This window comes from Staphylococcus sp. EG-SA-17 (assembly GCF_017151845.1).
In the GTDB taxonomy this organism is placed as follows: domain Bacteria; phylum Bacillota; class Bacilli; order Staphylococcales; family Staphylococcaceae; genus Staphylococcus; species Staphylococcus aureus.
Genome location: NZ_JACVZO010000006.1, coordinates 1 through 23,512, shown reverse-complemented (window position 1 = coordinate 23,512; position 23,512 = coordinate 1). Strand labels below are relative to the sequence as shown.

23 protein-coding genes and 2 pseudogenes are annotated in these 23,512 nt (G+C 32.4%); 21 read left to right on the top strand and 4 right to left on the bottom strand.

The window, feature by feature from the left end; all coding sequences use genetic code 11:
- Window positions 1–11 precede the first annotated feature (11 nt).
- The 5 genes from isdG to pheT all read left to right on the top strand — a co-directional run bounded on the left by isdG (window position 12) and on the right by pheT (window position 5,300).
- Window positions 12–335 carry a staphylobilin-forming heme oxygenase IsdG gene (isdG, locus tag IDG65_RS04325; protein WP_000670950.1) on the top strand — a complete coding sequence of 108 codons (324 nt, stop codon included), beginning with the start codon at window positions 12–14 and terminating at the stop codon, window positions 333–335.
- A 36-nt stretch (window positions 336–371) separates the two neighbouring features.
- On the top strand, window positions 372–479 hold the full coding sequence (locus tag IDG65_RS04320; protein ID WP_010956599.1) for a hypothetical protein: 108 nt from the start codon (window positions 372–374) through the stop codon (window positions 477–479).
- 239 nt (window positions 480–718) lie between these two features.
- Window positions 719–1,459, top strand: a complete 741-nt coding sequence (locus tag IDG65_RS04315) for a TrmH family RNA methyltransferase (protein WP_000435380.1) — start codon at window positions 719–721, stop codon at window positions 1,457–1,459.
- Between the two features lie 380 nt (window positions 1,460–1,839).
- Window positions 1,840–2,898 carry a phenylalanine--tRNA ligase subunit alpha gene (pheS, locus tag IDG65_RS04310; protein WP_000003566.1) on the top strand — a complete coding sequence of 353 codons (1,059 nt, stop codon included), beginning with the start codon at window positions 1,840–1,842 and terminating at the stop codon, window positions 2,896–2,898.
- A complete protein-coding gene (gene pheT / locus IDG65_RS04305) occupies window positions 2,898–5,300 on the top strand; it encodes a phenylalanine--tRNA ligase subunit beta (RefSeq protein WP_000909001.1) in 2,403 nt (800 codons plus the stop codon). The genes pheS and pheT overlap by 1 nt, the downstream gene beginning before the upstream one ends.
- A gap of 434 nt (window positions 5,301–5,734) precedes the next feature.
- Here pheT and rnhC read toward each other — a convergent pair whose 3' ends face one another.
- Entirely contained in the window at window positions 5,735–6,673 is a 939-nt protein-coding gene (rnhC, locus tag IDG65_RS04300) for a ribonuclease HIII (RefSeq protein ID WP_001284270.1), read from the bottom strand.
- Window positions 6,674–7,047: 374 nt separating this feature from the next.
- On the opposite strand from rnhC, the pseudogene zapA reads away from it, so the two are divergent.
- From zapA to trxA, 5 genes and pseudogenes are all read left to right on the top strand, one after another.
- A pseudogene (gene zapA / locus IDG65_RS04295) lies at window positions 7,048–7,307 on the top strand (cell division protein ZapA).
- A gap of 7 nt (window positions 7,308–7,314) precedes the next feature.
- Entirely contained in the window at window positions 7,315–7,836 is a 522-nt protein-coding gene (locus IDG65_RS04290; protein ID WP_052997646.1) for a CvpA family protein, read from the top strand.
- A gap of 72 nt (window positions 7,837–7,908) precedes the next feature.
- On the top strand, window positions 7,909–9,621 hold the full coding sequence (polX, locus tag IDG65_RS04285; protein WP_052997647.1) for a DNA polymerase/3'-5' exonuclease PolX: 1,713 nt from the start codon (window positions 7,909–7,911) through the stop codon (window positions 9,619–9,621).
- A 9-nt stretch (window positions 9,622–9,630) separates the two neighbouring features.
- A complete protein-coding gene (locus IDG65_RS04280; protein WP_001249288.1) occupies window positions 9,631–11,979 on the top strand; it encodes an endonuclease MutS2 in 2,349 nt (782 codons plus the stop codon).
- A gap of 172 nt (window positions 11,980–12,151) precedes the next feature.
- On the top strand, window positions 12,152–12,466 hold the full coding sequence (gene trxA, locus IDG65_RS04275) for a thioredoxin (RefSeq protein ID WP_001018928.1): 315 nt from the start codon (window positions 12,152–12,154) through the stop codon (window positions 12,464–12,466).
- 62 nt (window positions 12,467–12,528) lie between these two features.
- On the opposite strand, the gene IDG65_RS04270 is transcribed toward trxA, so the two are convergent.
- Window positions 12,529–12,624: a hypothetical protein gene (locus IDG65_RS04270; protein ID WP_001788625.1), complete on the bottom strand. Its 96-nt coding sequence runs from the start codon at window positions 12,622–12,624 to the stop codon at window positions 12,529–12,531.
- 165 nt (window positions 12,625–12,789) lie between these two features.
- Between IDG65_RS04270 and uvrC the strand changes: the two genes are divergently transcribed.
- The 9 genes from uvrC (at window position 12,790) to ecb (ending at window position 21,092) form a co-directional block, all read left to right on the top strand.
- Window positions 12,790–14,571, top strand: a complete 1,782-nt coding sequence (uvrC, locus tag IDG65_RS04265; protein ID WP_052997648.1) for an excinuclease ABC subunit UvrC — start codon at window positions 12,790–12,792, stop codon at window positions 14,569–14,571.
- Window positions 14,572–14,894: 323 nt separating this feature from the next.
- Window positions 14,895–15,509: a succinate dehydrogenase cytochrome b558 subunit gene (locus IDG65_RS04260; protein ID WP_000079317.1), complete on the top strand. Its 615-nt coding sequence runs from the start codon at window positions 14,895–14,897 to the stop codon at window positions 15,507–15,509.
- A 51-nt stretch (window positions 15,510–15,560) separates the two neighbouring features.
- Entirely contained in the window at window positions 15,561–17,327 is a 1,767-nt protein-coding gene (sdhA, locus tag IDG65_RS04255) for a succinate dehydrogenase flavoprotein subunit (RefSeq protein WP_000818277.1), read from the top strand.
- Window positions 17,327–18,142, top strand: a complete 816-nt coding sequence (gene sdhB / locus IDG65_RS04250; RefSeq protein WP_000132055.1) for a succinate dehydrogenase iron-sulfur subunit — start codon at window positions 17,327–17,329, stop codon at window positions 18,140–18,142. Before sdhA ends, sdhB begins: the two co-directional genes overlap by 1 nt.
- 235 nt (window positions 18,143–18,377) lie before the next feature.
- Complete coding sequence (gene racE / locus IDG65_RS04245; protein WP_001039659.1) at window positions 18,378–19,178, top strand: glutamate racemase; 801 nt, start codon at window positions 18,378–18,380, stop codon at window positions 19,176–19,178.
- Between the two features lie 11 nt (window positions 19,179–19,189).
- Complete coding sequence (locus tag IDG65_RS04240; RefSeq protein WP_000659315.1) at window positions 19,190–19,777, top strand: XTP/dITP diphosphatase; 588 nt, start codon at window positions 19,190–19,192, stop codon at window positions 19,775–19,777.
- Window positions 19,770–20,273: a YfcE family phosphodiesterase gene (locus IDG65_RS04235; RefSeq protein WP_000049480.1), complete on the top strand. Its 504-nt coding sequence runs from the start codon at window positions 19,770–19,772 to the stop codon at window positions 20,271–20,273. The genes IDG65_RS04240 and IDG65_RS04235 overlap by 8 nt, the downstream gene beginning before the upstream one ends.
- 128 nt (window positions 20,274–20,401) lie before the next feature.
- Complete coding sequence (locus IDG65_RS04230; RefSeq protein WP_014667694.1) at window positions 20,402–20,569, top strand: hypothetical protein; 168 nt, start codon at window positions 20,402–20,404, stop codon at window positions 20,567–20,569.
- A gap of 193 nt (window positions 20,570–20,762) precedes the next feature.
- Entirely contained in the window at window positions 20,763–21,092 is a 330-nt protein-coding gene (ecb, locus tag IDG65_RS04225; protein WP_000739208.1) for a complement convertase inhibitor Ecb, read from the top strand.
- A 307-nt stretch (window positions 21,093–21,399) separates the two neighbouring features.
- Here ecb and IDG65_RS04220 read toward each other — a convergent pair whose 3' ends face one another.
- Complete coding sequence (locus IDG65_RS04220; RefSeq protein ID WP_031789496.1) at window positions 21,400–21,471, bottom strand: hypothetical protein; 72 nt, start codon at window positions 21,469–21,471, stop codon at window positions 21,400–21,402.
- Window positions 21,452–21,847: an FPRL1 inhibitory protein FLIPr gene (locus tag IDG65_RS04215; RefSeq protein WP_000739573.1), complete on the bottom strand. Its 396-nt coding sequence runs from the start codon at window positions 21,845–21,847 to the stop codon at window positions 21,452–21,454. Before IDG65_RS04215 ends, IDG65_RS04220 begins: the two co-directional genes overlap by 20 nt.
- A gap of 672 nt (window positions 21,848–22,519) precedes the next feature.
- Here IDG65_RS04215 and IDG65_RS04210 point away from each other — a divergent pair.
- Together IDG65_RS04210 and IDG65_RS04205 are read left to right on the top strand one after the other, a co-directional pair.
- Entirely contained in the window at window positions 22,520–23,026 is a 507-nt protein-coding gene (locus tag IDG65_RS04210) for an SA1002 family membrane protein (protein WP_000584398.1), read from the top strand.
- Window positions 23,027–23,284: 258 nt separating this feature from the next.
- Window positions 23,285–23,386, top strand: a pseudogene (locus tag IDG65_RS04205) (fibrinogen-binding protein); the annotation flags it as partial.
- Between the last annotated feature and the right edge of the window lie 126 nt (window positions 23,387–23,512).

Here is a 23,512-nt window from a genome sequence, read left to right as displayed (position 1 = left end):
AGAGGATAATTATGAAATTCATGGCAGAAAATAGGCTGACGTTAACAAAAGGAACAGCAAAAGATATTATAGAACGATTTTACACGAGACATGGGATTGAAACATTAGAAGGCTTTGATGGCATGTTTGTTACACAAACTTTAGAACAAGAAGATTTTGATGAAGTGAAAATTTTAACAGTTTGGAAATCAAAGCAAGCTTTTACGGATTGGTTAAAATCTGATGTCTTTAAAGCAGCACATAAACATGTTAGAAGTAAAAATGAAGATGAAAGTAGCCCGATTATCAATAACAAAGTAATTACATATGATATAGGCTATAGTTACATGAAATAATTGAATTTAAAGAGGTTGCAGTACTTGTTATGACAATTGGTATTGTTAGCTTTTGTAACGACCATACATGATACCGATGATGGTCGTTTTTTTAATGAACACAAACATGCTAACAACAAATTGCTAAAGCGTAGTTTGATTTGAATGTGCTTTGAAAATAATCATCAATTATATCATTTTGATTTATTTTGAAGAAGAAAAGAATTAATAATGATATTTTGGGGCGTATGATTTATAGTAGTAGTATCGATAAAAGAAATTTATACAATTTGAAATAATATGAGTGATAAAATCGATTAATTAATATTAACTATACAATCAAATGTTTTCATCTTATTAATGATTAATATTTTTATTTTTAAAAATAAAGCGAGGAGCTATCTATGGAACAAATTACTTCTGCACAAAATAATAGAATTAAACAAGCGAACAAGCTAAAAAAGAAACGTGAGAGGGATAAAACTGGATTAGCTTTAATTGAAGGTGTGCATTTAATTGAAGAAGCTTATCAAAGTGGGATTGTAATTACACAATTATTTGCAATTGAACCGGCAAGATTAGATCAGCAAATTATCGCATACGCGCAAGAAGTTTTTGAAATAAACATGAAAGTTGCTGAATCTTTATCAGGTACAGTGACACCACAAGGGTTTTTCGCAATCATTGAGAAGCCACAATATGATATTTCTAAAGCACAACAAGTATTGCTTATCGATCGTGTTCAAGATCCTGGAAATTTAGGCACATTAATTAGAACTGCGGATGCTGCTGGAATGGATGCTGTAATAATGGAGAAGGGTACGACAGATCCTTATCAAGATAAAGTATTGCGAGCGAGTCAAGGTAGTGTTTTTCATTTGCCAGTTATGACTCAAGATCTCGATACGTTTATTACTCAATTTAATGGTCCTGTTTATGGTACAGCACTTGAAAACGCAGTGGCATACAAAGAAGTTACTTCAAGTGATTCTTTTGCATTACTATTAGGTAATGAGGGAGAAGGTGTTAATCCTGAATTATTAGCACATACTACACAAAATTTAATCATACCTATTTATGGTAAAGCTGAAAGTTTAAATGTAGCGATTGCAGGTAGTATTTTACTTTATCATTTGAAAGGTTGACCGTGTTGAAAGTTTTCCGATATAATTATAATTAATTGTTTAACAGAACATTTCTACGTGATTGCATACACAATTGAATATAAACCAATAAAAAGGCATGGACATTTATATAAATAATTGTTTTAGGGAGAATAATCGTGACTGCAAGTTATTCCAATTATTTAAAGTCTTTTCACCTTTTTGGTTACTTAAAGAGATTTAAGTCGGAAAGACAATCCGTTATCAATATTAAACAAGTGTATGCTTAGGCATAAATTTGGGTGGTACCACGGAAATGACTTTCGTCCCTTATTTTTTAAGAGGATGAAAGTCTTTTTTTAGTTAAACAACAAATATGATAAATAGAAAATGAATAGTTCGAATAGGGAGGTCAGTGACATATGTCTGAACAACAAACAATGTCAGAGTTAAAACAACAAGCGCTTGTAGATATTAATGAAGCAAATGATGAACGTGCACTGCAAGAAGTTAAAGTGAAATACTTAGGTAAAAAAGGGTCAGTTAGCGGACTAATGAAATTGATGAAGGATTTGCCGAATGAAGAGAAACCTGCATTTGGTCAAAAAGTGAATGAATTGCGTCAAACAATTCAAAATGAATTAGATGAAAGACAACAGATGTTAGTTAAAGAAAAATTAAATAAGCAATTGGCTGAAGAAACAATTGATGTATCATTACCAGGTCGTCATATTGAAATCGGTTCAAAGCATCCATTAACACGTACAATAGAAGAAATTGAAGACTTATTCTTAGGTTTAGGTTATGAAATTGTGAATGGATATGAAGTTGAACAAGATCATTATAACTTCGAAATGCTGAATTTACCTAAATCACACCCTGCACGTGATATGCAAGATAGTTTCTATATTACGGATGAAATTTTATTACGTACGCATACATCACCAGTGCAGGCACGTACGATGGAATCACGTCATGGTCAAGGTCCAGTTAAAATTATTTGCCCTGGTAAAGTGTATCGTCGTGACTCTGATGATGCGACACATAGTCATCAATTTACACAAATTGAAGGATTAGTTGTTGATAAAAACGTTAAAATGAGTGATTTGAAAGGTACTTTAGAATTGTTAGCTAAGAAATTATTTGGTGCTGATCGTGAAATTCGTTTACGTCCAAGTTACTTCCCATTCACTGAACCTTCTGTAGAAGTTGATGTGTCATGTTTTAAATGTAAAGGAAAAGGTTGTAATGTGTGTAAACACACAGGATGGATTGAGATTTTAGGTGCTGGAATGGTACATCCTAATGTATTAGAAATGGCTGGTTTTGATTCTTCAGAGTACTCTGGATTTGCATTTGGTATGGGACCAGACCGTATTGCAATGTTAAAATATGGTATAGAAGATATTCGTCATTTCTATACTAATGATGTGAGATTTTTAGATCAATTTAAAGCGGTAGAAGATAGAGGTGACATGTAATGTTGATATCAAATGAATGGTTGAAAGAATATGTAACAATCGATGATTCTGTAAGTAATTTGGCAGAACGTATTACGCGCACAGGTATTGAAGTGGATGATTTAATTGACTACACAAAAGATATCAAAAATTTAGTTGTCGGCTTCGTTAAGTCAAAAGAGAAACATCCTGATGCTGATAAATTAAATGTTTGCCAAGTTGATATCGGAGAAGACGAACCTGTACAAATCGTATGTGGTGCACCGAACGTTGATGCAGGACAATATGTCATTGTTGCTAAAGTAGGTGGAAGATTGCCTGGTGGTATTAAAATTAAGCGTGCCAAATTACGCGGTGAACGTTCAGAAGGTATGATTTGTTCGTTACAAGAAATTGGTATTTCAAGTAACTATGTACCGAAAAGTTTTGAATCAGGCATTTATGTTTTTAGTGAATCCCAAGTTCCAGGAACAGATGCCTTACAAGCTTTATATTTAGATGATCAAGTAATGGAATTTGATTTAACGCCGAATCGTGCTGATGCTTTAAGTATGATAGGTACTGCTTATGAAGTTGCAGCATTATATAATACAAAAATGACTAAGCCAGACACAACATCAAATGAGCTTGAGTTATCTGCAAATGATGAACTGACTGTGACAATTGAAAATGAAGATAAAGTACCATATTATAGTGCACGTGTTGTTCACGACGTGACAATTGAACCTTCGCCAATTTGGATGCAAGCACGCTTAATAAAAGCGGGTATACGTCCTATTAATAATGTTGTTGACATTTCAAATTATGTGTTATTAGAATACGGTCAACCATTGCACATGTTTGATCAAGATGCGATTGGTTCACAACAAATTGTTGTTCGTCAAGCGAATGAAGGCGAAAAAATGACAACATTAGATGATACAGAACGTGAATTATTAACGAGCGATATTGTCATTACTAATGGACAAACTCCAATTGCATTAGCTGGTGTTATGGGTGGCGATTTTTCAGAAGTTAAAGAACATACATCAAATATAGTGATTGAAGGTGCTATTTTTGATCCAGTTTCAATTCGTCATACATCAAGACGTTTAAATTTACGCAGTGAATCATCTAGTCGTTTTGAAAAAGGAATAGCTACTGAATTTGTAGATGAAGCAGTCGACCGTGCATGTTATTTATTACAAACTTATGCAAACGGAAAAGTGCTAAAAGATAGAGTGTCTTCAGGAGAACTTGGTGCATTTATTACACCAATCGACATCACTGCTGATAAAATTAATCGCACTATTGGATTTGATTTGTCACAAAATGATATTGTTACTATTTTTAATCAACTAGGGTTTGATACAGAAATAAATGATGATGTTATTACAGTGCAAGTACCATCACGTCGTAAAGATATTACAATTAAAGAAGATTTAATTGAAGAAGTTGCACGTATTTATGGGTACGACGATATTCCATCAACGTTACCTGTCTTCGAAAAAGTTACTAGTGGTCAGCTAACTGATCGCCAATATAAAACGAGAATGGTTAAAGAAGTGTTAGAAGGTGCTGGATTAGACCAAGCTATTACGTATTCGTTAGTTTCTAAAGAAGATGCTACTGCATTTGCGATGCAACAGCGTCAAACAATTGATTTATTGATGCCAATGAGTGAAGCGCATGCGTCATTACGTCAAAGTTTATTACCACATTTAATCGAAGCGGCATCATATAATGTGGCACGCAAAAATAAAGATGTAAAATTATTTGAAATCGGCAATGTCTTCTTTGCTAATGGAGAAGGTGAACTACCAGATCAAGTTGAATATTTAAGTGGTATTTTAACTGGAGATTATGTAGTCAATCAATGGCAAGGTAAGAAAGAAACGGTTGATTTCTATTTAGCAAAAGGTGTCGTGGATCGAGTATCTGAAAAGTTAAACCTTGAATTTAGTTATCGTCGTGCTGATATTGATGGATTACATCCAGGTCGTACTGCTGAAATCTTATTAGAGAATAAAGTTGTTGGTTTTATTGGTGAATTACATCCAACATTAGCAGCTGATAATGATTTAAAACGTACGTATGTTTTTGAGTTGAATTTTGATGCATTAATGGCTGTGTCGGTAGGTTACATTAATTACCAGCCAATTCCGAGATTCCCAGGCATGTCTCGTGACATTGCATTAGAAGTAGATCAAAATATTCCAGCAGCTGATTTATTATCAACGATTCATGCACACGGTGGCAATATATTAAAAGATACACTTGTCTTTGATGTATATCAGGGCGAACATTTAGAAAAAGGTAAAAAATCAATTGCAATACGTTTAAATTATTTAGACACAGAAGAAACATTGACAGATGAGCGCGTTTCAAAAGTACAAGCGGAAATTGAAGCAGCATTAATTGAACAAGGTGCTGTTATTAGATAATGATTTAAACCCCATGTATAAGGATATCTGAAGTAGATTGATATCCCTAACATGGGGTTTTATTTTTGGGTTCACCAATTAGGTTCCAATGCATTTAAAAAGTCAAAGAGGAACAGCGGATTACAGTTGATGCTTCGCATCACTGCATATAAAGTCATACTTATGAGCAAAGCAAATTAGTATGACTTACCTAATAGGATTTCCTATTAGGATCCAATTTATCTTGATTAAAAATCAAAGAGGCACAGCGGATTACAGATGATGCTTCGCATCACTGCATATAAAGTCATACTTATGAGCAAAGCAAATTAGTATGACTTACCTAATAGAATCACCTATTAGGTTCCGATTCATAATGATTAAAAATCAAAGAGGCACAGCGGATTACAGTTGGTGCTTTGCACAACTGCATAAAAGCCTCTAATGATTATAAATCAAAGAGGCTTTAAAATTTTTTGGGCTTTTTCACGATTTTTAAAATGCTTTTTTGAAATGGTATCTAAACGTGAAAGACCGTATTTTTTTATAATTTTGGCGGCGATTACATCGACTTTAGCACCGGCACCTTTAGGAATCGTCATATTAATATTTTTTGATATTTGATCCATATATGTAACAAATGCGTATCGAGAAATTATGCTTGCCACTGCAATGGCTAATGACTTTGATTCTCCTTTTGTTTCAAATTTTGTTTTCTTTGGAAGTGGTATATCTGATAATGCGTAATGGCTATACACTTCGCGTTTTGCGAACTGATCAATCACAATATAATCCAATTGAGACGAATCAATTTTTTCAAGTACATTTTTGATGGCTTCATTATGAAGAACAGCTTTCATTTTTACTTGAGTCCAGCCTTTTGCTTGCTGAATATTATATTTTTCATTGTGTAGTGTTAATAGTGAATGTGGAATGAAAGTAACCAATTGCTCAGCAAGTTCTACGATTTTAGTATCGGTTAATTTTTTTGAATCATCTACACCCAAAGTTTTTAAAATAAGGACATGCTCTTTGGTAACAAAAGCAGCACATACAGTCAATGGACCAAAGTAATCGCCACTTCCAGCCTCATCACTACCAATACAGTTAAATTGATCATACATTAAAGACTGTTCAAGAAAAGAATTAGCCATATTTTTCTTTTTAGTTTTATTAGTATTCAATTGAGAATGCTGCGGTAGAAGTTCTTGAGACACAGCTTCTGCATGATTACCTTGAAACATGACTTTACCTGATTGGTAAATATTTACAGTTGTATTTTGATACTTTGCACGTGCTTTCATACCTTGAGGTAAATTCTCAGTATCAAAAGAAATTCGTGACATTAATGTCGTTATGTCTTTATCCGACAATTTAAAAACGATATTCGCCATTTGTGTAAATCCTTTCATATAATTTCATTATCATTAGCAAAAATAATCATATCATAAATGATAATAACGTCAGAAACATTTATATATGTTGTAAAGAATTAATTGCGGATACTTACAAAATACATAGTGGTCATGTATAATGTTTATGAAAATGTTATAGTGACACAATTTAAACATGATAAAGTATTGAATAGAAAATTCTTTACATTATTTCATTTCATTATAAAAAGAACATTAAGTCATCTATAGAGATTGTGTTGTTGTTTTATCATAATTGCAATATAACAATATTAGTATCAAATTCAGACAAACTATCCAGTCATATTTTATAACGTGAATTTAGATTTTAAAAAAAGGATCAGGAGAAATTATAAATGGCACAGTTTAAAAACAAGGTAAATGTATCAATTAATGATCAGCTTTTTACAATTGTTGGGGAAGATAACCCAGAGCACATACGATATGTAGCACATTTAGTTGATGATAAAATAAAAGAATTAGGGTATAAAGCAGCAGGTTTAGATACTTCAAGAAAAGCAATATTAACTGCTGTGAATATTATGCATGAAAAAGTACTACTAGAAGAAGAAAATCGACGTTTGAAACAACAAATTCACAAATTGCAGCAGCGTGAGCAATAAATGGTCATTGATTTTATCATAATCATTTTCTTTGTGTATTTTGTCATCGTTGGATTCAGACGAGGTTTTTGGTTATCTATGATACATTTGAGTGCAACGATTGTATCATTGTGGATTGCCAGTCAATTTTACAAATCTATTGTAGAAAGATTAATTGTATTTATTCCATATCCTAAAACAACAGCATTTAATACAACTTTTGCGTTTCATTTTAATCATCTACAAAATCGATTTGAAGCGATTGTAGCTTTTTTAATGATTACATTGTTTTGTAAGTTCATTTTGTATCTAATTATCGTAACTTTTGATAAAATAATAGCGTATCAAAACATTCATATTTTCAGTCGTGCAATGGGAATGATAGTTGGTGTGTTTATGACGATAATTATCTTACACTTTACGTTATATCTATTGGCATTATATCCTAACGAAGCATTACAACATCAGCTTAAAATATCTATTGTGAGTCATTCATTGATTTTTCACATCCCATATTTATCGGCTTTCACCATTAATTTATAAATTATCATAAGAGGTCAGGACAAAGGTATATATTAATGATACGTCCTGGTCTTCTTTTTATGGAGTGTTATTATGACAAAAAAAGATGTTATCAAACTATTAGAACAAATTGCTACTTATATGGAATTAAAAGGGGAAAATACTTTTAAAATATCAGCGTATCGAAAAGCAGCTCAAAGTCTTGAATTAGATGAACGACCATTAGATGAAATATCTGATGTAACGGACTTAAAAGGCATTGGTAAAGGTGTTGCAGAAGTAATCAATGATTACCGTGAGACCGGTGAATCTCAGTATTTACAGCAATTACAGGAAGAAGTTCCGGAAGGTCTTATTCCACTTTTGAAAATTCAAGGACTTGGAAGCAAGAAAATTGCTAAGCTATATAAAGAGTTGAATATTGTTGATAAAGCGTCACTTCAAGTTGCTTGTGAAAATGGAAAAGTTAGTGAATTAAGCGGATTTGCTAAGAAAACGGAACAAAACATATTAGAAGCTGTGAAACAACTTGGTGCTAAGAAAGATAGATATCCAATTGATCAAATGAGAAGACTTAATCAAGAAATCATTGATTATATAGATACATTAAATTATATCGATCAATATTCATCTGCAGGAAGCTTCCGTCGTTTTAAAGAAATGAGCAAAGATTTAGATTTCATAATAAGTACCGATAACCCAAAAGCAGTGCAGCAGCAATTATTAAATACTCCCAATAAAGTAAAAGAAGTTGCAGTGGGGAACACAAAAGTTTCATTAGAATTAGCGTATGATGATGAAACGATTGGTGTCGATTTTCGATTAATTGAACCAAGTGCTTTTTATCATACATTGCAGCATTTTACTGGGTCAAAAGAACATAATATAAGAATTCGACAACTTGCTAAAGCACGTGATGAAAAAGTAAGTGAATATGGAATTGAACAAGCTGATGGTACATTAATTCAATATGATAGTGAAGCCAAGATATATGAACATTTTAATGTGAATTTTATACCACCTGCTATGCGAGAAGATGGTAGCGAATTTGATAAAGATCTAAGTAATATCATTACATTAGATGATATTAATGGTGATATTCATATGCATACAACGTATAGTGATGGTGCGTTTTCTATTCGAGACATGGTAGAAGCAAATATCGCAAAAGGTTATAAATTCATGGTAATTACTGATCATTCACAAAGTTTACGTGTTGCTAATGGCTTACAAGTAGAAAGACTTTTAAGACAAAACGAAGAAATTAAGGCTTTAGATAAAGAATATAGTGAAATTGATATTTATTCAGGTACAGAAATGGATATATTAACTGATGGCTCGCTGGATTATGATGATGAAATTTTAGCACAACTTGATTATGTAATTGGAGCTATTCATCAAAGCTTTAACCAATCAGAAGAACAAATTATGGAACGATTAGCTAATGCATGTCGCAATCCATACGTGCGACATATAGCGCATCCAACAGGGCGTATTATAGGTAGAAGAGATGGTTATAAACCGAATATTGAACAATTAATGGCATTAGCTGAAGAAACGAATACAGTATTAGAAATTAATGCCAATCCACATCGATTGGATCTGAACGCTGATATCGTTCGTAAATATCCAAATGTGAAATTAACTATTAACACTGATGCGCATCATACAAATCATTTAGATTTTATGAATTATGGCGTAGCAACTGCGCAAAAAGGATTTGTAACAAAAGATAGAGTGATTAACGCATTATCGCGTGAAGCTTTTAAAGACTTTATTGAAAATAATATAAAACTTAAGAAATAGAGGGATTTTATGAGACAAAAAACATTAGACGTCTTAGAATTTGAAAAAATAAAATCACTCGTTGCCAATGAAACAATTAGTGACTTAGGCTTGGAAAAGGTCAATCAAATGATGCCAGCTACTAATTTTGAAACGGTTGTTTTTCAAATGGAAGAAACGGATGAGATTGCTCAAATCTATAATAAGCATCGTTTACCAAGCTTGAGTGGCTTATCTAAAGTATCAGCATTCATTCATCGCGCTGATATTGGCGGCGTTTTAAATGTATCAGAGCTTAACTTGATAAAAAGATTAATTCAAGTACAAAATCAATTTAAGACATTTTATAATCAATTGGTTGAAGAAGATGAAGGTGTTAAATACCCAATATTAGATGACAAGATGAATCAATTACCTGTGTTAACCGATCTTTTTCAACAAATAAATGAAACATGCGATACGTATGATTTATATGATAATGCGAGTTATGAATTGCAAGGGATTAGAAGTAAAATTTCTAGCACGAATCAACGTATTAGACAAAATTTGGACCGTATTGTTAAAAGCCAAGCAAATCAGAAAAAATTATCAGATGCAATTGTAACAGTTAGGAATGAAAGAAACGTTATACCTGTCAAAGCTGAATATCGACAAGATTTTAATGGGATTGTACATGATCAATCTGCTTCAGGACAAACATTGTATATTGAGCCATCATCAGTTGTTGAAATGAATAATCAAATTAGTCGATTACGTCATGATGAAGCAATTGAAAAAGAACGCATTTTAACGCAACTAACTGGTTATGTGGCTGCGGACAAAGATGCACTACTTGTGGCAGAACAAGTCATGGGTCAGTTAGATTTTTTAATCGCAAAAGCGAGATATAGTAGAAGTATTAAAGGAACAAAGCCGATATTTAAAGAGGAACGTACTGTATATTTACCTAAAGCATACCATCCATTATTAAATCGTGAGACTGTTGTAGCTAATACCATCGAATTTATGGAAGATATTGAAACGGTAATTATTACAGGACCGAATACAGGTGGTAAAACAGTAACATTAAAAACATTAGGTTTAATTATTGTTATGGCTCAATCAGGATTGTTGATTCCAACACTTGATGGTAGTCAGTTAAGTATATTTAAAAATGTATATTGCGATATCGGAGATGAACAATCAATAGAACAATCATTATCAACTTTTTCATCTCATATGACGAATATAGTTGAAATTTTAAAGCATGCAGACAAACATAGTTTAGTTTTATTTGATGAATTAGGTGCAGGTACAGATCCAAGTGAAGGTGCTGCATTAGCAATGAGCATTTTAGATCATGTTAGAAAAATTGGTTCTCTAGTAATGGCAACGACGCACTATCCTGAACTTAAAGCATATAGTTATAATCGAGAAGGCGTTATGAATGCGAGTGTAGAATTTGATGTAGATACTTTGAGTCCAACGTATAAGTTATTAATGGGTGTGCCGGGTCGTTCAAATGCTTTTGACATTTCTAAAAAGTTAGGTCTTAGTTTGAATATTATTAATAAGGCTAAGACGATGATTGGTACTGATGAAAAAGAAATAAATGAAATGATTGAATCATTAGAGCGTAATTACAAACGTGTAGAGACACAGAGGTTAGAACTGGACCGTCTTGTAAAAGAAGCGGAGCAAGTGCATGATGATTTATCTAAGCAGTATCAACAATTCCAAAATTATGAAAAGTCTCTAATAGAGGAAGCGAAAGAAAAAGCAAATCAGAAGATTAAAGCTGCAACAAAAGAAGCTGACGATATTATTAAAGACTTAAGACAATTGCGTGAACAAAAAGGTGCAGATGTTAAAGAACATGAATTGATTGATAAGAAGAAACGATTAGATGATCATTATGAAGCGAAATCTATAAAGCAAAATGTACAAAAGCAAAAATACGATAAAATTGTTGCTGGTGATGAAGTAAAAGTATTATCTTACGGTCAAAAGGGTGAAGTTTTAGAAATTGTCAATGATGAAGAAGCAATTGTTCAAATGGGAATTATTAAAATGAAGTTACCTATTGAAGATTTAGAGAAAAAACAAAAAGAAAAAGTTAAGCCAACGAAAATGGTTACACGTCAAAACCGTCAAACAATTAAAACTGAACTAGACTTACGAGGCTATCGTTATGAGGATGCTTTAATTGAACTAGATCAATATTTAGATCAAGCAGTTTTAAGTAATTACGAACAAGTTTATATCATTCACGGTAAAGGTACAGGTGCACTTCAAAAAGGTGTACAACAACATTTGAAAAAGCATAAAAGTGTTAGTGACTTTAGAGGTGGTATGCCAAGCGAAGGTGGATTTGGCGTTACCGTTGCAACACTAAAATAAATTATAATTTGATAAATTAAATAGCTGCAGTTAAAATAATGTAAAGCAACAAGAATACATTTCAAACATGTTATTTGAAATAAGCATAAAAATTGAGCAAATAGAAATACATGAAGCATGTTATCTGATATAATTTGAACATCATAATAATAATTAAGGAGGATTGGCATTTATGGCAATCGTAAAAGTAACAGATGCAGATTTCGATTCAAAAGTAGAATCTGGTGTACAATTAGTAGATTTTTGGGCAACATGGTGTGGTCCATGTAAAATGATCGCTCCGGTATTAGAAGAATTAGCAGCTGACTATGAAGGTAAAGCTGACATTTTAAAATTAGATGTTGATGAAAATCCATCTACTGCAGCTAAATATGAAGTGATGAGTATTCCAACATTAATCGTCTTTAAAGACGGTCAACCAGTTGATAAAGTTGTTGGTTTCCAACCAAAAGAAAACTTAGCTGAAGTTTTAGATAAACATTTATAAGTTACAACCAATGACGACTGGGGCATTTCTTTAATGAATTGCTCCAGTTTTTGTTTGTGTTTTTAATATAAAAAGTTGAATGATAAGTCATCATATTGTTTACGACTTGAGAATGGTGGGATTAATAAATCTATGAACGTTAAATGATAATCTAGCATGCTGATAGATTTGTAGCAGTTGGTTTGATAAAACAATGTTCAATTTTACATGATGTGCATGAAAAGTCATACTCGAAGATGTTGATTATGAGCTAGAATTAGTGGTGATAAATTTGAAGCACTTTTGTAGCATCATTCATTTTAAAATTAGAAGGGGGGATATTATTGGAAGACTATAAGCAACGAATTAAAAATAAATTAAATGTCGTACCTATGGAACCAGGCTGCTATTTAATGAAAGATCGTAATGATCAAGTGATATATGTTGGCAAAGCTAAAAAGCTAAGAAATCGATTGAGATCATATTTTACGGGTGCTCATGATGCTAAAACAACGAGACTGGTTGGAGAAATACGGCATTTTGAATTTATTGTCACGTCAAGTGAAACAGAGTCACTTTTACTGGAATTGAATCTGATTAAACAATATCAACCAAGATATAATATATTATTAAAGGATGATAAAAGTTATCCATTCATTAAAATTACGAAGGAAAAATATCCTAGACTACTAGTGACGAGAACTGTAAAACAAGGTACTGGCAAATATTTCGGACCGTATCCGAATGCATATTCTGCTCAAGAAACTAAAAAGTTATTAGACAGAATATATCCATATCGCAAATGTGATAAGATGCCAGATAAATTATGTCTTTATTACCATATTGGACAATGTTTAGGACCATGTGTATATGACGTTGATTTGAGTAAATACGTACAAATGACGAAGGAAATTACTGATTTTCTGAATGGGGAAGACAAAACAATTTTAAAAAGTTTAGAAGAGCGAATGTTAACTGCAAGTGAATCACTTGATTTTGAACGGGCTAAAGAATATAGAGATTTAATTCAACATATTCAAAATCTAACTAACAAACAAAAAATTATGTCATCAGATAAAACGATTCGTGATGTCTTTGGTTATAGCGTTGATAAAGGATGGATGTGTATCCAAGTTTTCTTTATACGACAAGGTAATATGATAAAGCGAGATACAACGATGATTCCATTACAGCAAACAGAAGAAGAAGAATTTTATACATTTATTGGACAATTTTATAGCTTAAACCAACATATTTTACCTAAGGAAGTTCATGTACCACGTAATTTGGATAAAGAAATGATTCAATCTGTTGTGGACACTAAAATCGTTCAACCTGCGCGAGGTCCCAAAAAAGATATGGTTGACCTAGCTGCACATAACGCTAAAGTATCTTTAAATAATAAATTTGAATTAATATCACGTGATGAGTCCAGAACAATTAAAGCTATTGAAGAACTTGGAACACAAATGGGAATTCAAACACCAATTAGAATTGAAGCATTCGATAATTCTAATATTCAAGGTGTGGATCCAGTGTCAGCAATGGTTACATTTGTCGACGGTAAACCAGATAAGAAAAATTATAGAAAGTATAAAATCAAAACGGTTAAAGGTCCAGATGATTACAAATCAATGAGAGAAGTAGTAAGACGCCGATATTCTCGCGTTTTAAACGAAGGATTACCATTACCTGATTTAATAATAGTAGATGGTGGTAAAGGACATATGAACGGGGTTATTGATGTGCTACAAAACGAATTAGGTCTTGATATCCCTGTTGCAGGTTTGCAGAAAAATGATAAACACCAAACATCTGAATTATTATATGGCGCTAGTGCAGAAATAGTACCACTGAAGAAAAATAGCCAAGCATTTTATTTGTTGCACCGTATCCAAGATGAGGTTCACAGATTCGCAATCACATTTCATAGGCAAACACGTCAAAAGACAGGCTTGAAATCAATCCTTGATGATATAGAGGGTATCGGTAGCAAACGTAAAACATTATTATTACGTTCATTCGGTTCAATCAAGAAAATGAAGGAAGCTACACTTGAAGATTTTAAAAATATAGGTATTCCTGAAAACGTCGCAAAGAACCTACATGAACAATTGCATAAATAAATTACTGGGCGTGAGAATCATTCTCATGCCCCAAAATATATGAAATAATGTTACAATATGGTTAACAAAGTTATTTTTTTGAATGTACGTGGAAGCGTTTTCTAAATGAGAAAGTTTATCATCACAAGCAATTTTAAATATCGAATCCAAATGTTACATTGTTCGACATGCAGTTTGGTGATCGTACAGTGTGTATTTGTCTTTAAAATGTTTCGCTTAATGATAATGACAACGCTAGAAACGATATCACTTTAGGGGGTTAAGCGTACGTTTAATATAAATAGCTCAATAAATTAAATATTCGTTCACAGGGGGGACTCCTTTTGGCTCAATCAAAAAATGAATTTTATCTAAGACGTATTCACTCGTTATTAGGTATTATCCCAATAGGTGCATTTTTGGTCGTTCATTTATTAGTGAATCACCAAGCAACACAAGGTGCTGAAGCGTTTAATAAGGCATCTAACTTTATGGAATCATTACCATTTCTAATTATTGTAGAATTTTTATTTATATACATTCCGTTGTTATATCACGGTTTGTTTGGTATACACATTGCATTTACAGCAAAAGAAAATGTTGGACATTACTCGATTTTTAGAAACTGGATGTTCTTCTTCCAAAGAGTGAGTGGTATCTTAACATTTATCTTTATTGGTATCCATTTATGGCAAACACGTTTACAAAAAGCATTTTACGGCAAAGAAGTGAATTACGATTTAATGCACGAAACATTGCAACATCCTGGATGGGCAATATTTTATATTATTTGTATTATTGCTGTTGTGTTCCACTTTGCAAATGGCTTATGGTCATTCTTAGTTACTTGGGGAGGACTTCAATCTCCAAAATCACAACGAGTATTTACATGGGTTTCATTAATCGTATTCTTAGTTATTTCGTATATTGGTGTTACTGCAATTATTGCCTTTATGTAATACATCGCATTTAACAAATATAGATTGAAAATTTAGGGGAGTGAAATTTTTATGGCAGAGAAACATCTTATTGTTGTCGGAGGTGGCCTAGCGGGCTTAATGTCAACAATTAAAGCGGCAGAAAAAGGTGCACATGTAGATTTGTTCTCAGTTGTACCAGTAAAGCGTTCGCACTCTGTTTGTGCCCAAGGTGGCATTAATGGTGCGGTCAATACTAAAGGGGAAGGCGATTCTCCTTGGATTCACTTTGATGATACAGTGTATGGTGGCGACTTCCTTGCAAACCAACCACCTGTTAAAGCGATGACAGAGGCAGCACCTAAAATTATTCATTTATTAGACCGTATGGGCGTAATGTTCAATAGAACAAATGAAGGTCTATTAGATTTTAGACGTTTCGGTGGTACATTACACCACAGAACAGCATATGCAGGGGCAACAACTGGACAACAATTATTATATGCATTGGATGAACAAGTTCGTGCATATGAAGTAGATGGATTAGTTACGAAGTATGAAGGATGGGAATTCCTTGGCATAGTTAAAGGTGACGATGATAGTGCAAGAGGTATCGTTGCACAAAATATGACAACTGCTGAGATTGAAACATTTGGTTCAGATGCAGTTATTATGGCAACGGGTGGCCCCGGTATTATTTTCGGTAAAACAACAAACTCAATGATTAATACAGGATCAGCGGCTTCCATTGTTTACCAACAAGGCGCTATTTATGCTAATGGTGAGTTCATTCAAATTCATCCTACTGCAATCCCTGGTGATGATAAACTTCGACTAATGAGTGAATCAGCACGTGGTGAAGGTGGACGAATTTGGACATATAAAGATGGTAAGCCTTGGTACTTCTTAGAAGAGAAATATCCTGATTATGGTAACTTAGTACCTCGTGATATCGCAACGCGTGAAATTTTCGATGTATGTATTAACCAAAAATTAGGTATTAATGGCGAAAACATGGTATATCTTGATTTGTCACATAAAGATCCACATGAGTTAGATGTAAAACTAGGTGGTATCATTGAAATTTATGAAAAATTTACTGGTGATGACCCACGCAAAGTACCAATGAAGATTTTCCCAGCTGTCCACTATTCAATGGGTGGTCTATATGTAGATTATGATCAAATGACAAATATTAAAGGGTTATTTGCAGCTGGAGAATGTGACTTCTCTCAACATGGTGGTAACCGCTTAGGTGCCAATTCATTATTGTCAGCGATTTACGGTGGTACAGTTGCAGGCCCGAATGCCATTGATTATATTGCTAATATTGATCGTTCATATACTGATATGGATGAAAGTATTTTTGAAAAACGTAAAGCTGAAGAACAAGAACGTTTTGAAAAATTAATGGCTATGCGTGGTACTGAAAATGCTTATAAATTACATCGTGAACTTGGAGAAATTATGACAGCTAATGTAACAGTTGTTCGTGAAAATGAAAAACTGTTAGAAACAGATAAAAAGATTGTTGAATTGATGAAGCGTTATGAAAATATAGATATGGAAGATACACAAACTTGGAGTAACCAAGCGGTATTCTTCACTCGTCAACTATGGAATATGTTAGTACTTGCACGTGTGATTACGATTGGGGCATATAATCGTAATGAATCACGTGGTGCCCATTATAAACCAGAATTCCCAGAGCGTAATGACGAAGAGTGGTTAAAAACAACAATGGCCTCATTCCAAGGTGCATTTGAAAAACCACAGTTTACTTATGATGACGTCGATGTGAGTTTAATACCACCTCGTAAACGTGATTACACAAGTAAGTCTAAAGGGGGTAAAAAATAATGACTGACCAACCAGTAAAAGACACACCACAACATGAAACACAATCTAAACCGAAACAAAAAACAGTAAAATTAATTATTAAACGTCAAGATACAAGTGATTCAAAACCATATGAAGAAACGTTTGAAATTCCGTATCGTGAAAATTTAAATGTCATTGCATGTTTAATGGAAATTAGACGTAATCCAGTTAATATTAAAGGCGAAAAAACAACGCCAGTAGTATGGGACATGAACTGTTTAGAAGAAGTATGTGGTGCGTGTTCAATGGTTATCAATGGTCGTGCAAGACAATCATGTTCAGCGATTGTTGATCAATTAGAACAGCCTATTCGATTAGAGCCTATGAATACATTCCCAGTTATCCGTGACTTACAAGTTGATCGTTCTAGAATGTTCGATAACTTAAAACGTATGAAAGCATGGATCCCAATTGATGGAACGTATGATTTAGGTCCGGGACCACGTATGCCAGAGAAAAAACGTCAAACAGCTTATGAATTATCTAAATGTATGACATGTGGTGTATGTTTAGAGGTTTGTCCTAATGTTACTGAAAATAATAAATTCGTTGGTGCGCAAGCAATCTCGCAAGTTCGTTTGTTTAATTTGCACCCAACAGGATCTATGACTAAAGATGAACGTTTAAATGCATTAATGGGTACTGGTGGCTTACAGCAGTGTGGTAATTCACAAAACTGTGTTAATGCTTGCCCTAAAGGTATTCCATTAACAACATCCATTGCAGCAATGAACAGAGAAACAACATTCCACATGTTTAAATCTTTCTTTGGTTCAGACCATGAAGTAGAATAAAAATTAATCCCTTTTGAGTTAAAATGTTATGTTCCTTTCAAAATTAAATTGAATGGAGATACACAATAACTTGGAAGGGATTTTTTTAATAAGCAGATTACATGACAATATGATAGTGGGCTGATTTAAAATAAATATTATAATGACAAAAATGGTAAACACAGTGCATAATACTAAAATCCAATGCTTAGTTATGATAAACTAAAAATTAAATTAAAAGTAAGGATGACCGAATATGAATAAACCAATAGGTGTAATAGACTCTGGTGTCGGAGGTTTGACAGTAGCTAAAGAAATTATGCGTCAGTTGCCAAATGAGACGATTTATTACTTAGGTGATATTGGGCGATGCCCATATGGGCCAAGACCAGGAGAACAAGTAAAACAATATACAGTTGAAATCGCTCGTAAATTAATGGAATTTGATATAAAAATGCTCGTGATTGCTTGTAATACAGCAACTGCTGTAGCTTTAGAATATTTACAAAAGACCTTATCAATCCCAGTGATTGGCGTAATTGAACCAGGTGCTAGAACAGCAATAATGACTACTAGAAATCAAAATGTATTAGTACTAGGAACGGAAGGCACAATTAAATCTGAAGCATATCGTACGCATATTAAACGTATCAATCCACATGTAGAGGTACATGGCGTTGCCTGTCCAGGTTTTGTGCCACTTGTAGAACAAATGAGATATAGTGATCCAACAATTACAAGCATTGTCATTCATCAAACACTGAAACGTTGGCGTAATAGTGAGTCTGATACTGTCATTTTAGGATGTACCCACTATCCATTGCTCTATAAACCTATCTATGATTATTTTGGTGGTAAAAAGACAGTGATTTCGTCTGGATTAGAAACGGCTCGTGAAGTTAGTGCATTGCTAACATTTAGTAATGAACATGCAAGTTATACTGAACATCCAGATCATCGATTTTTTGCAACAGGTGATCCTACTCACATTACTAACATTATCAAAGAGTGGTTAAATTTATCTGTCAATGTGGAACGTATATCAGTGAATGACTAGGAGGATTTTTAATGAAAGAGATTGTTATTGCATCGAATAATCAAGGGAAAATAAATGACTTTAAAGTGATATTTCCAGATTACCACGTAATAGGTATTTCAGAACTAATACCAGATTTTGATGTGGAAGAAACAGGATCAACATTTGAAGAAAATGCTATATTAAAATCAGAAGCTGCAGCAAAAGCATTGAATAAAACGGTCATAGCTGATGACAGTGGACTTGAAGTTTTTGCATTAAATGGTGAGCCAGGTATATACTCGGCACGTTATGCTGGTGAAAATAAAAGCGATGAAGCAAATATTGAAAAATTATTAAATAAGCTTGGTAATACAACTGATCGTCGTGCGCAATTTGTTTGTGTCATAAGTATGAGTGGCCCTGATATGGAAACAAAAGTATTTAAAGGTACGGTTTCAGGTGAAATTGCAGATGGAAAATATGGCGATAATGGTTTTGGTTATGATCCGATATTTTATGTGCCGAAATTAGATAAAACCATGGCGCAACTTTCTAAAGAAGAAAAAGGTCAAATTAGCCATAGACGAAATGCAATTAATTTATTAGAAGCTTATCTTGCGGGTGATCAACATGTCTAAATGGATTATTGTGAGTGATAACCATACTGAATCAGGCGTTTTATATCAAATTTATGAAATGCACCCAGATGCAGATGTATATTTACATTTAGGAGATTCAGAATTCGCGTATGATGATACGGAACTTAGCTTATTTAATAGAGTAAAAGGCAATTGTGATTTTTACCCAGAATTTGAAAATGAAGCGGTCGCAAAGTGTAACGACGTGTATGCTTTTTATACTCACGGCCATTTATATCAAGTCAATCGAACAAGACATTTATTAGCTGAGCAAGCACGCGAATTAGGTTGTGTATTTGCTTTTTATGGACATACACATGTGGCAAAATATGAATATATTAATGGTGTTCATGTGATTAATCCTGGAAGTATATCTCAATCTAGAAGTTCAATGGAAGAAACATATGCTGAAGTCTTGATTGATGATCAAACTTTACATGGCACTGTCAATTTCAAAAATCGACATCACGAAACAATCAGTCATACTACTTTTTAAATAGAAAGTAGCTATGACTTTTTTTAGTTTATAGACTGATTTAACTAGGAGGTCGTGACATGAATATTTGTTTAAAAGTATTTCTGACAATTTTATAAGATAACTGGAATGAATAACACATTTATGTTATGAAAAGAATTGTACTTTTGAGGAATGTGATTGTTGATGGTCCTATATGGTTGAATCATGTTGATTATTTGGTTAAAAGTGTATTGTTAAAAAGTATAAAATTAAGATTCCAAGAAGTCAGGAAAATTGAAAATTTAGTTAAAAGCATGAATCGCATACATATTTAAAAGGATTTCTAAAGGCATAAATTATATCAATAATTTGGTGGTTAAAATATGGAGTAGCAAAATTCTTGAAATTCAGAAATGTAGTGACACAAATATTAATGTTTAGTTAATAAATAGTTAATGTAGTTTTTTGTATATCTCTATTATTATAAATATATACAGAATAAATATTTGAGGATAGGTGTTATTAATTATGAAAAAGAATTTTATTGGGAAATCAATTTTAAGCATAGCTGCTATTAGTTTAACGGTATCAACGTTTGCCGGTGAATCTCATGCACAAACTAAAAACGCTGAAACTGTAAAAAAATATAACGAGTATCAAACAAACTTTAAAAAACAAGTAAATAAAAAAGTTGTGGATGCACAAAAAGCTGTAAACTTGTTCAAACGTACAAGAACTGTTGCAACACACCGTAAAGCACAAAGAGCTGTTAATTTAATTCATTTCCAACACAGCTATGAAAAGAAAAAATTACAAAGACAAATCGATCTAGTTTTAAAATATAATACTTTAAAATAATTGATAGAAGCCATGCTTTAGAGTGTGGCTTTTTGCTATATTCAAAGGTATAATTAGTTTATAATATTGTGTTCATTTGAATGGTGAGCTTATTGGGAAAAATAATTATTTAAAAGTGAATGCAATAGTTGTTTATGTTTTGATCAAGCGAGGTGGCTATTGTGAAAAGGAAATCGAATGTATTAACAATCATAAAAATTGTAACGGATATAGTGGCAACCGTGTTAATCATACGTGCTTTATTAAGCAGTCGTAAAGATGCTAAATAAATTGGAAGTTGCAGCATATAAAAAAGCACGCCAAAACGTTAGCATTTTTTTCTAACGTTTGGCGTGCAACTATTTAATTCAGTGTGTTTTTTAATACCAAGTAATTGAATCGATTTCGCCGTTTTTAACTACGGGAATATTTTTTCTATGTTCTTCTAATGGACGCGTGATATCAAACGTATAGTAACCGTTTTTACCACCATCTATAATTCTCACTACAGCTATAGTATTACCTTTACCTAATTTTTTAGCAATGACATATAAATCTTCAACCGTTTTACCTGTATAAGTTCTTTCTTTCTCGGCGTCTTTAATTAATCTATCAGCACGTTCTTCATCTTTTTTCTCATCATCTGCTAATTTTTTAGCAATTTCTAAACCTTTCCATTCATAACTAAAGAAAGCTTTAGCATCATTTGAATGAGTTAGAAGACCTGTAGCGATAACTGTAGATGCAATAATTACTTTTGTAATATTTTTTTTCATAATAAGTTCTCCCTGTAAAATAGATTTGTACTTACTAATGCGAGTACACTGCTATTTTACAAACGGTTTCATACATTTACCAGTTAACACTTCATTAATTAAAATTAAGTGCAAATTAATAAGGTTTAATGCAACCGAAAAAGAATAATGATGAATTTGATGTTATTATTTTTATTTGAGGTATTATTGAATTTGTTGATAGTATAATAATAGTAGTAAACGTCACTCAACTATGATTGAATGATTTTTATTGTTAAAACGATATTTATATTTCTCTACATTTTGTTTGCAATATTGGGTAGGTAAACACTCTAAATTGTTATACATGTAGCTGTTTTGATAATTAATGTTTATAAAACAAAGAAATGATTCATAGTAGAGAAGTAATTAATATGTATAATTTTACTTATAAAGAAATAAGAGATATATTCTAATTAAGGTTGATATGTTATGATTAATATATAAGTTAAAAATTATACTATTTAGTTGAATTATGCATTTTCGAAGTAAGCATAATTCAACACTTACATTTTTAAATAGATAAAATAGTGTAAAATCACGTGCCAAGATTACTATAGAGTAGGCATTGAGTATTATTGGCAATCACTTAAGTGATTGTTATTTTTTCGTGGTCAATAATAAAGATATAAATAAATATATTGAGGTCAAACGATGATAATTAAAATTTTAACAATTCTATTACTACTTTGTATATTGAGCTATTTGGTTACAAATAGAAAGAAGCCTTTTCTGTTCTTAAAGACACTCTTTATGGGTGTGGTATTTATCTTTATAGGATATATTTCACTGGCAATATCTGCCGTAATTATTTATGGTATTATTCAATTTATCACAATTGATTTTGGTAGTTTTTTCTTAATGGGTATTATATTGATCTTGATTTCAAGTATATTCCAATTATTTATAGTTAGATTACTTTTTAGAAAAAAGAATGTAGATTTGACAGAGGTTGTCGTTTTAGAACATTTAATTCAATGGTTCTTAGTTTACTTTGCGATCTATCAAGCAGTAAATGAAAAAATGGACATTAATGATATTAATATCGACAATTTCCAATCTGTCTTTTTTGACGTGTCTAATTTGAATTTAGTAATTCTACCAACGTTAATCATTAGCTGGGTCACAATATTTAACTATAGAATGAGAAGTTACAAATAAAATCTATGAAATTATACCATCAGACACCAACATTCAAATGGTGTCTTTTTTGTTGTGTGGTTTTATTTTTGAAATTCGAAAAAGTAGAGGCATGAATTTTTTGACTAGTGTATAAGTGCTGATGAGTCACAAGATAGATAGCTATATTTTGTCTATATTATAAAGTGTTTATAGTTAATTAATAATTAGTTAATTTCAAAAGTTGTATAAATAGGATAACTTAATAAATGTAAGATAATGATTTGGAGGATAATTAACATGAAAAATAAATTGATAGCAAAATCTTTATTAGCAATAGCGGCAATTGGTATTACTACAACTACAATTGCGTCAACAGCAGATGCGAGCGAAGGATACGGTGTAAATGGCGGTTATAAAATGTAGGAAAATGGCGAAATGAAAATGCTGTTTTTCCTACATTTTTTCTTTTTTAAATTATATAATCATGTCTTAACTCAATCTTCGATTGGAGGTTATTTGATTGAG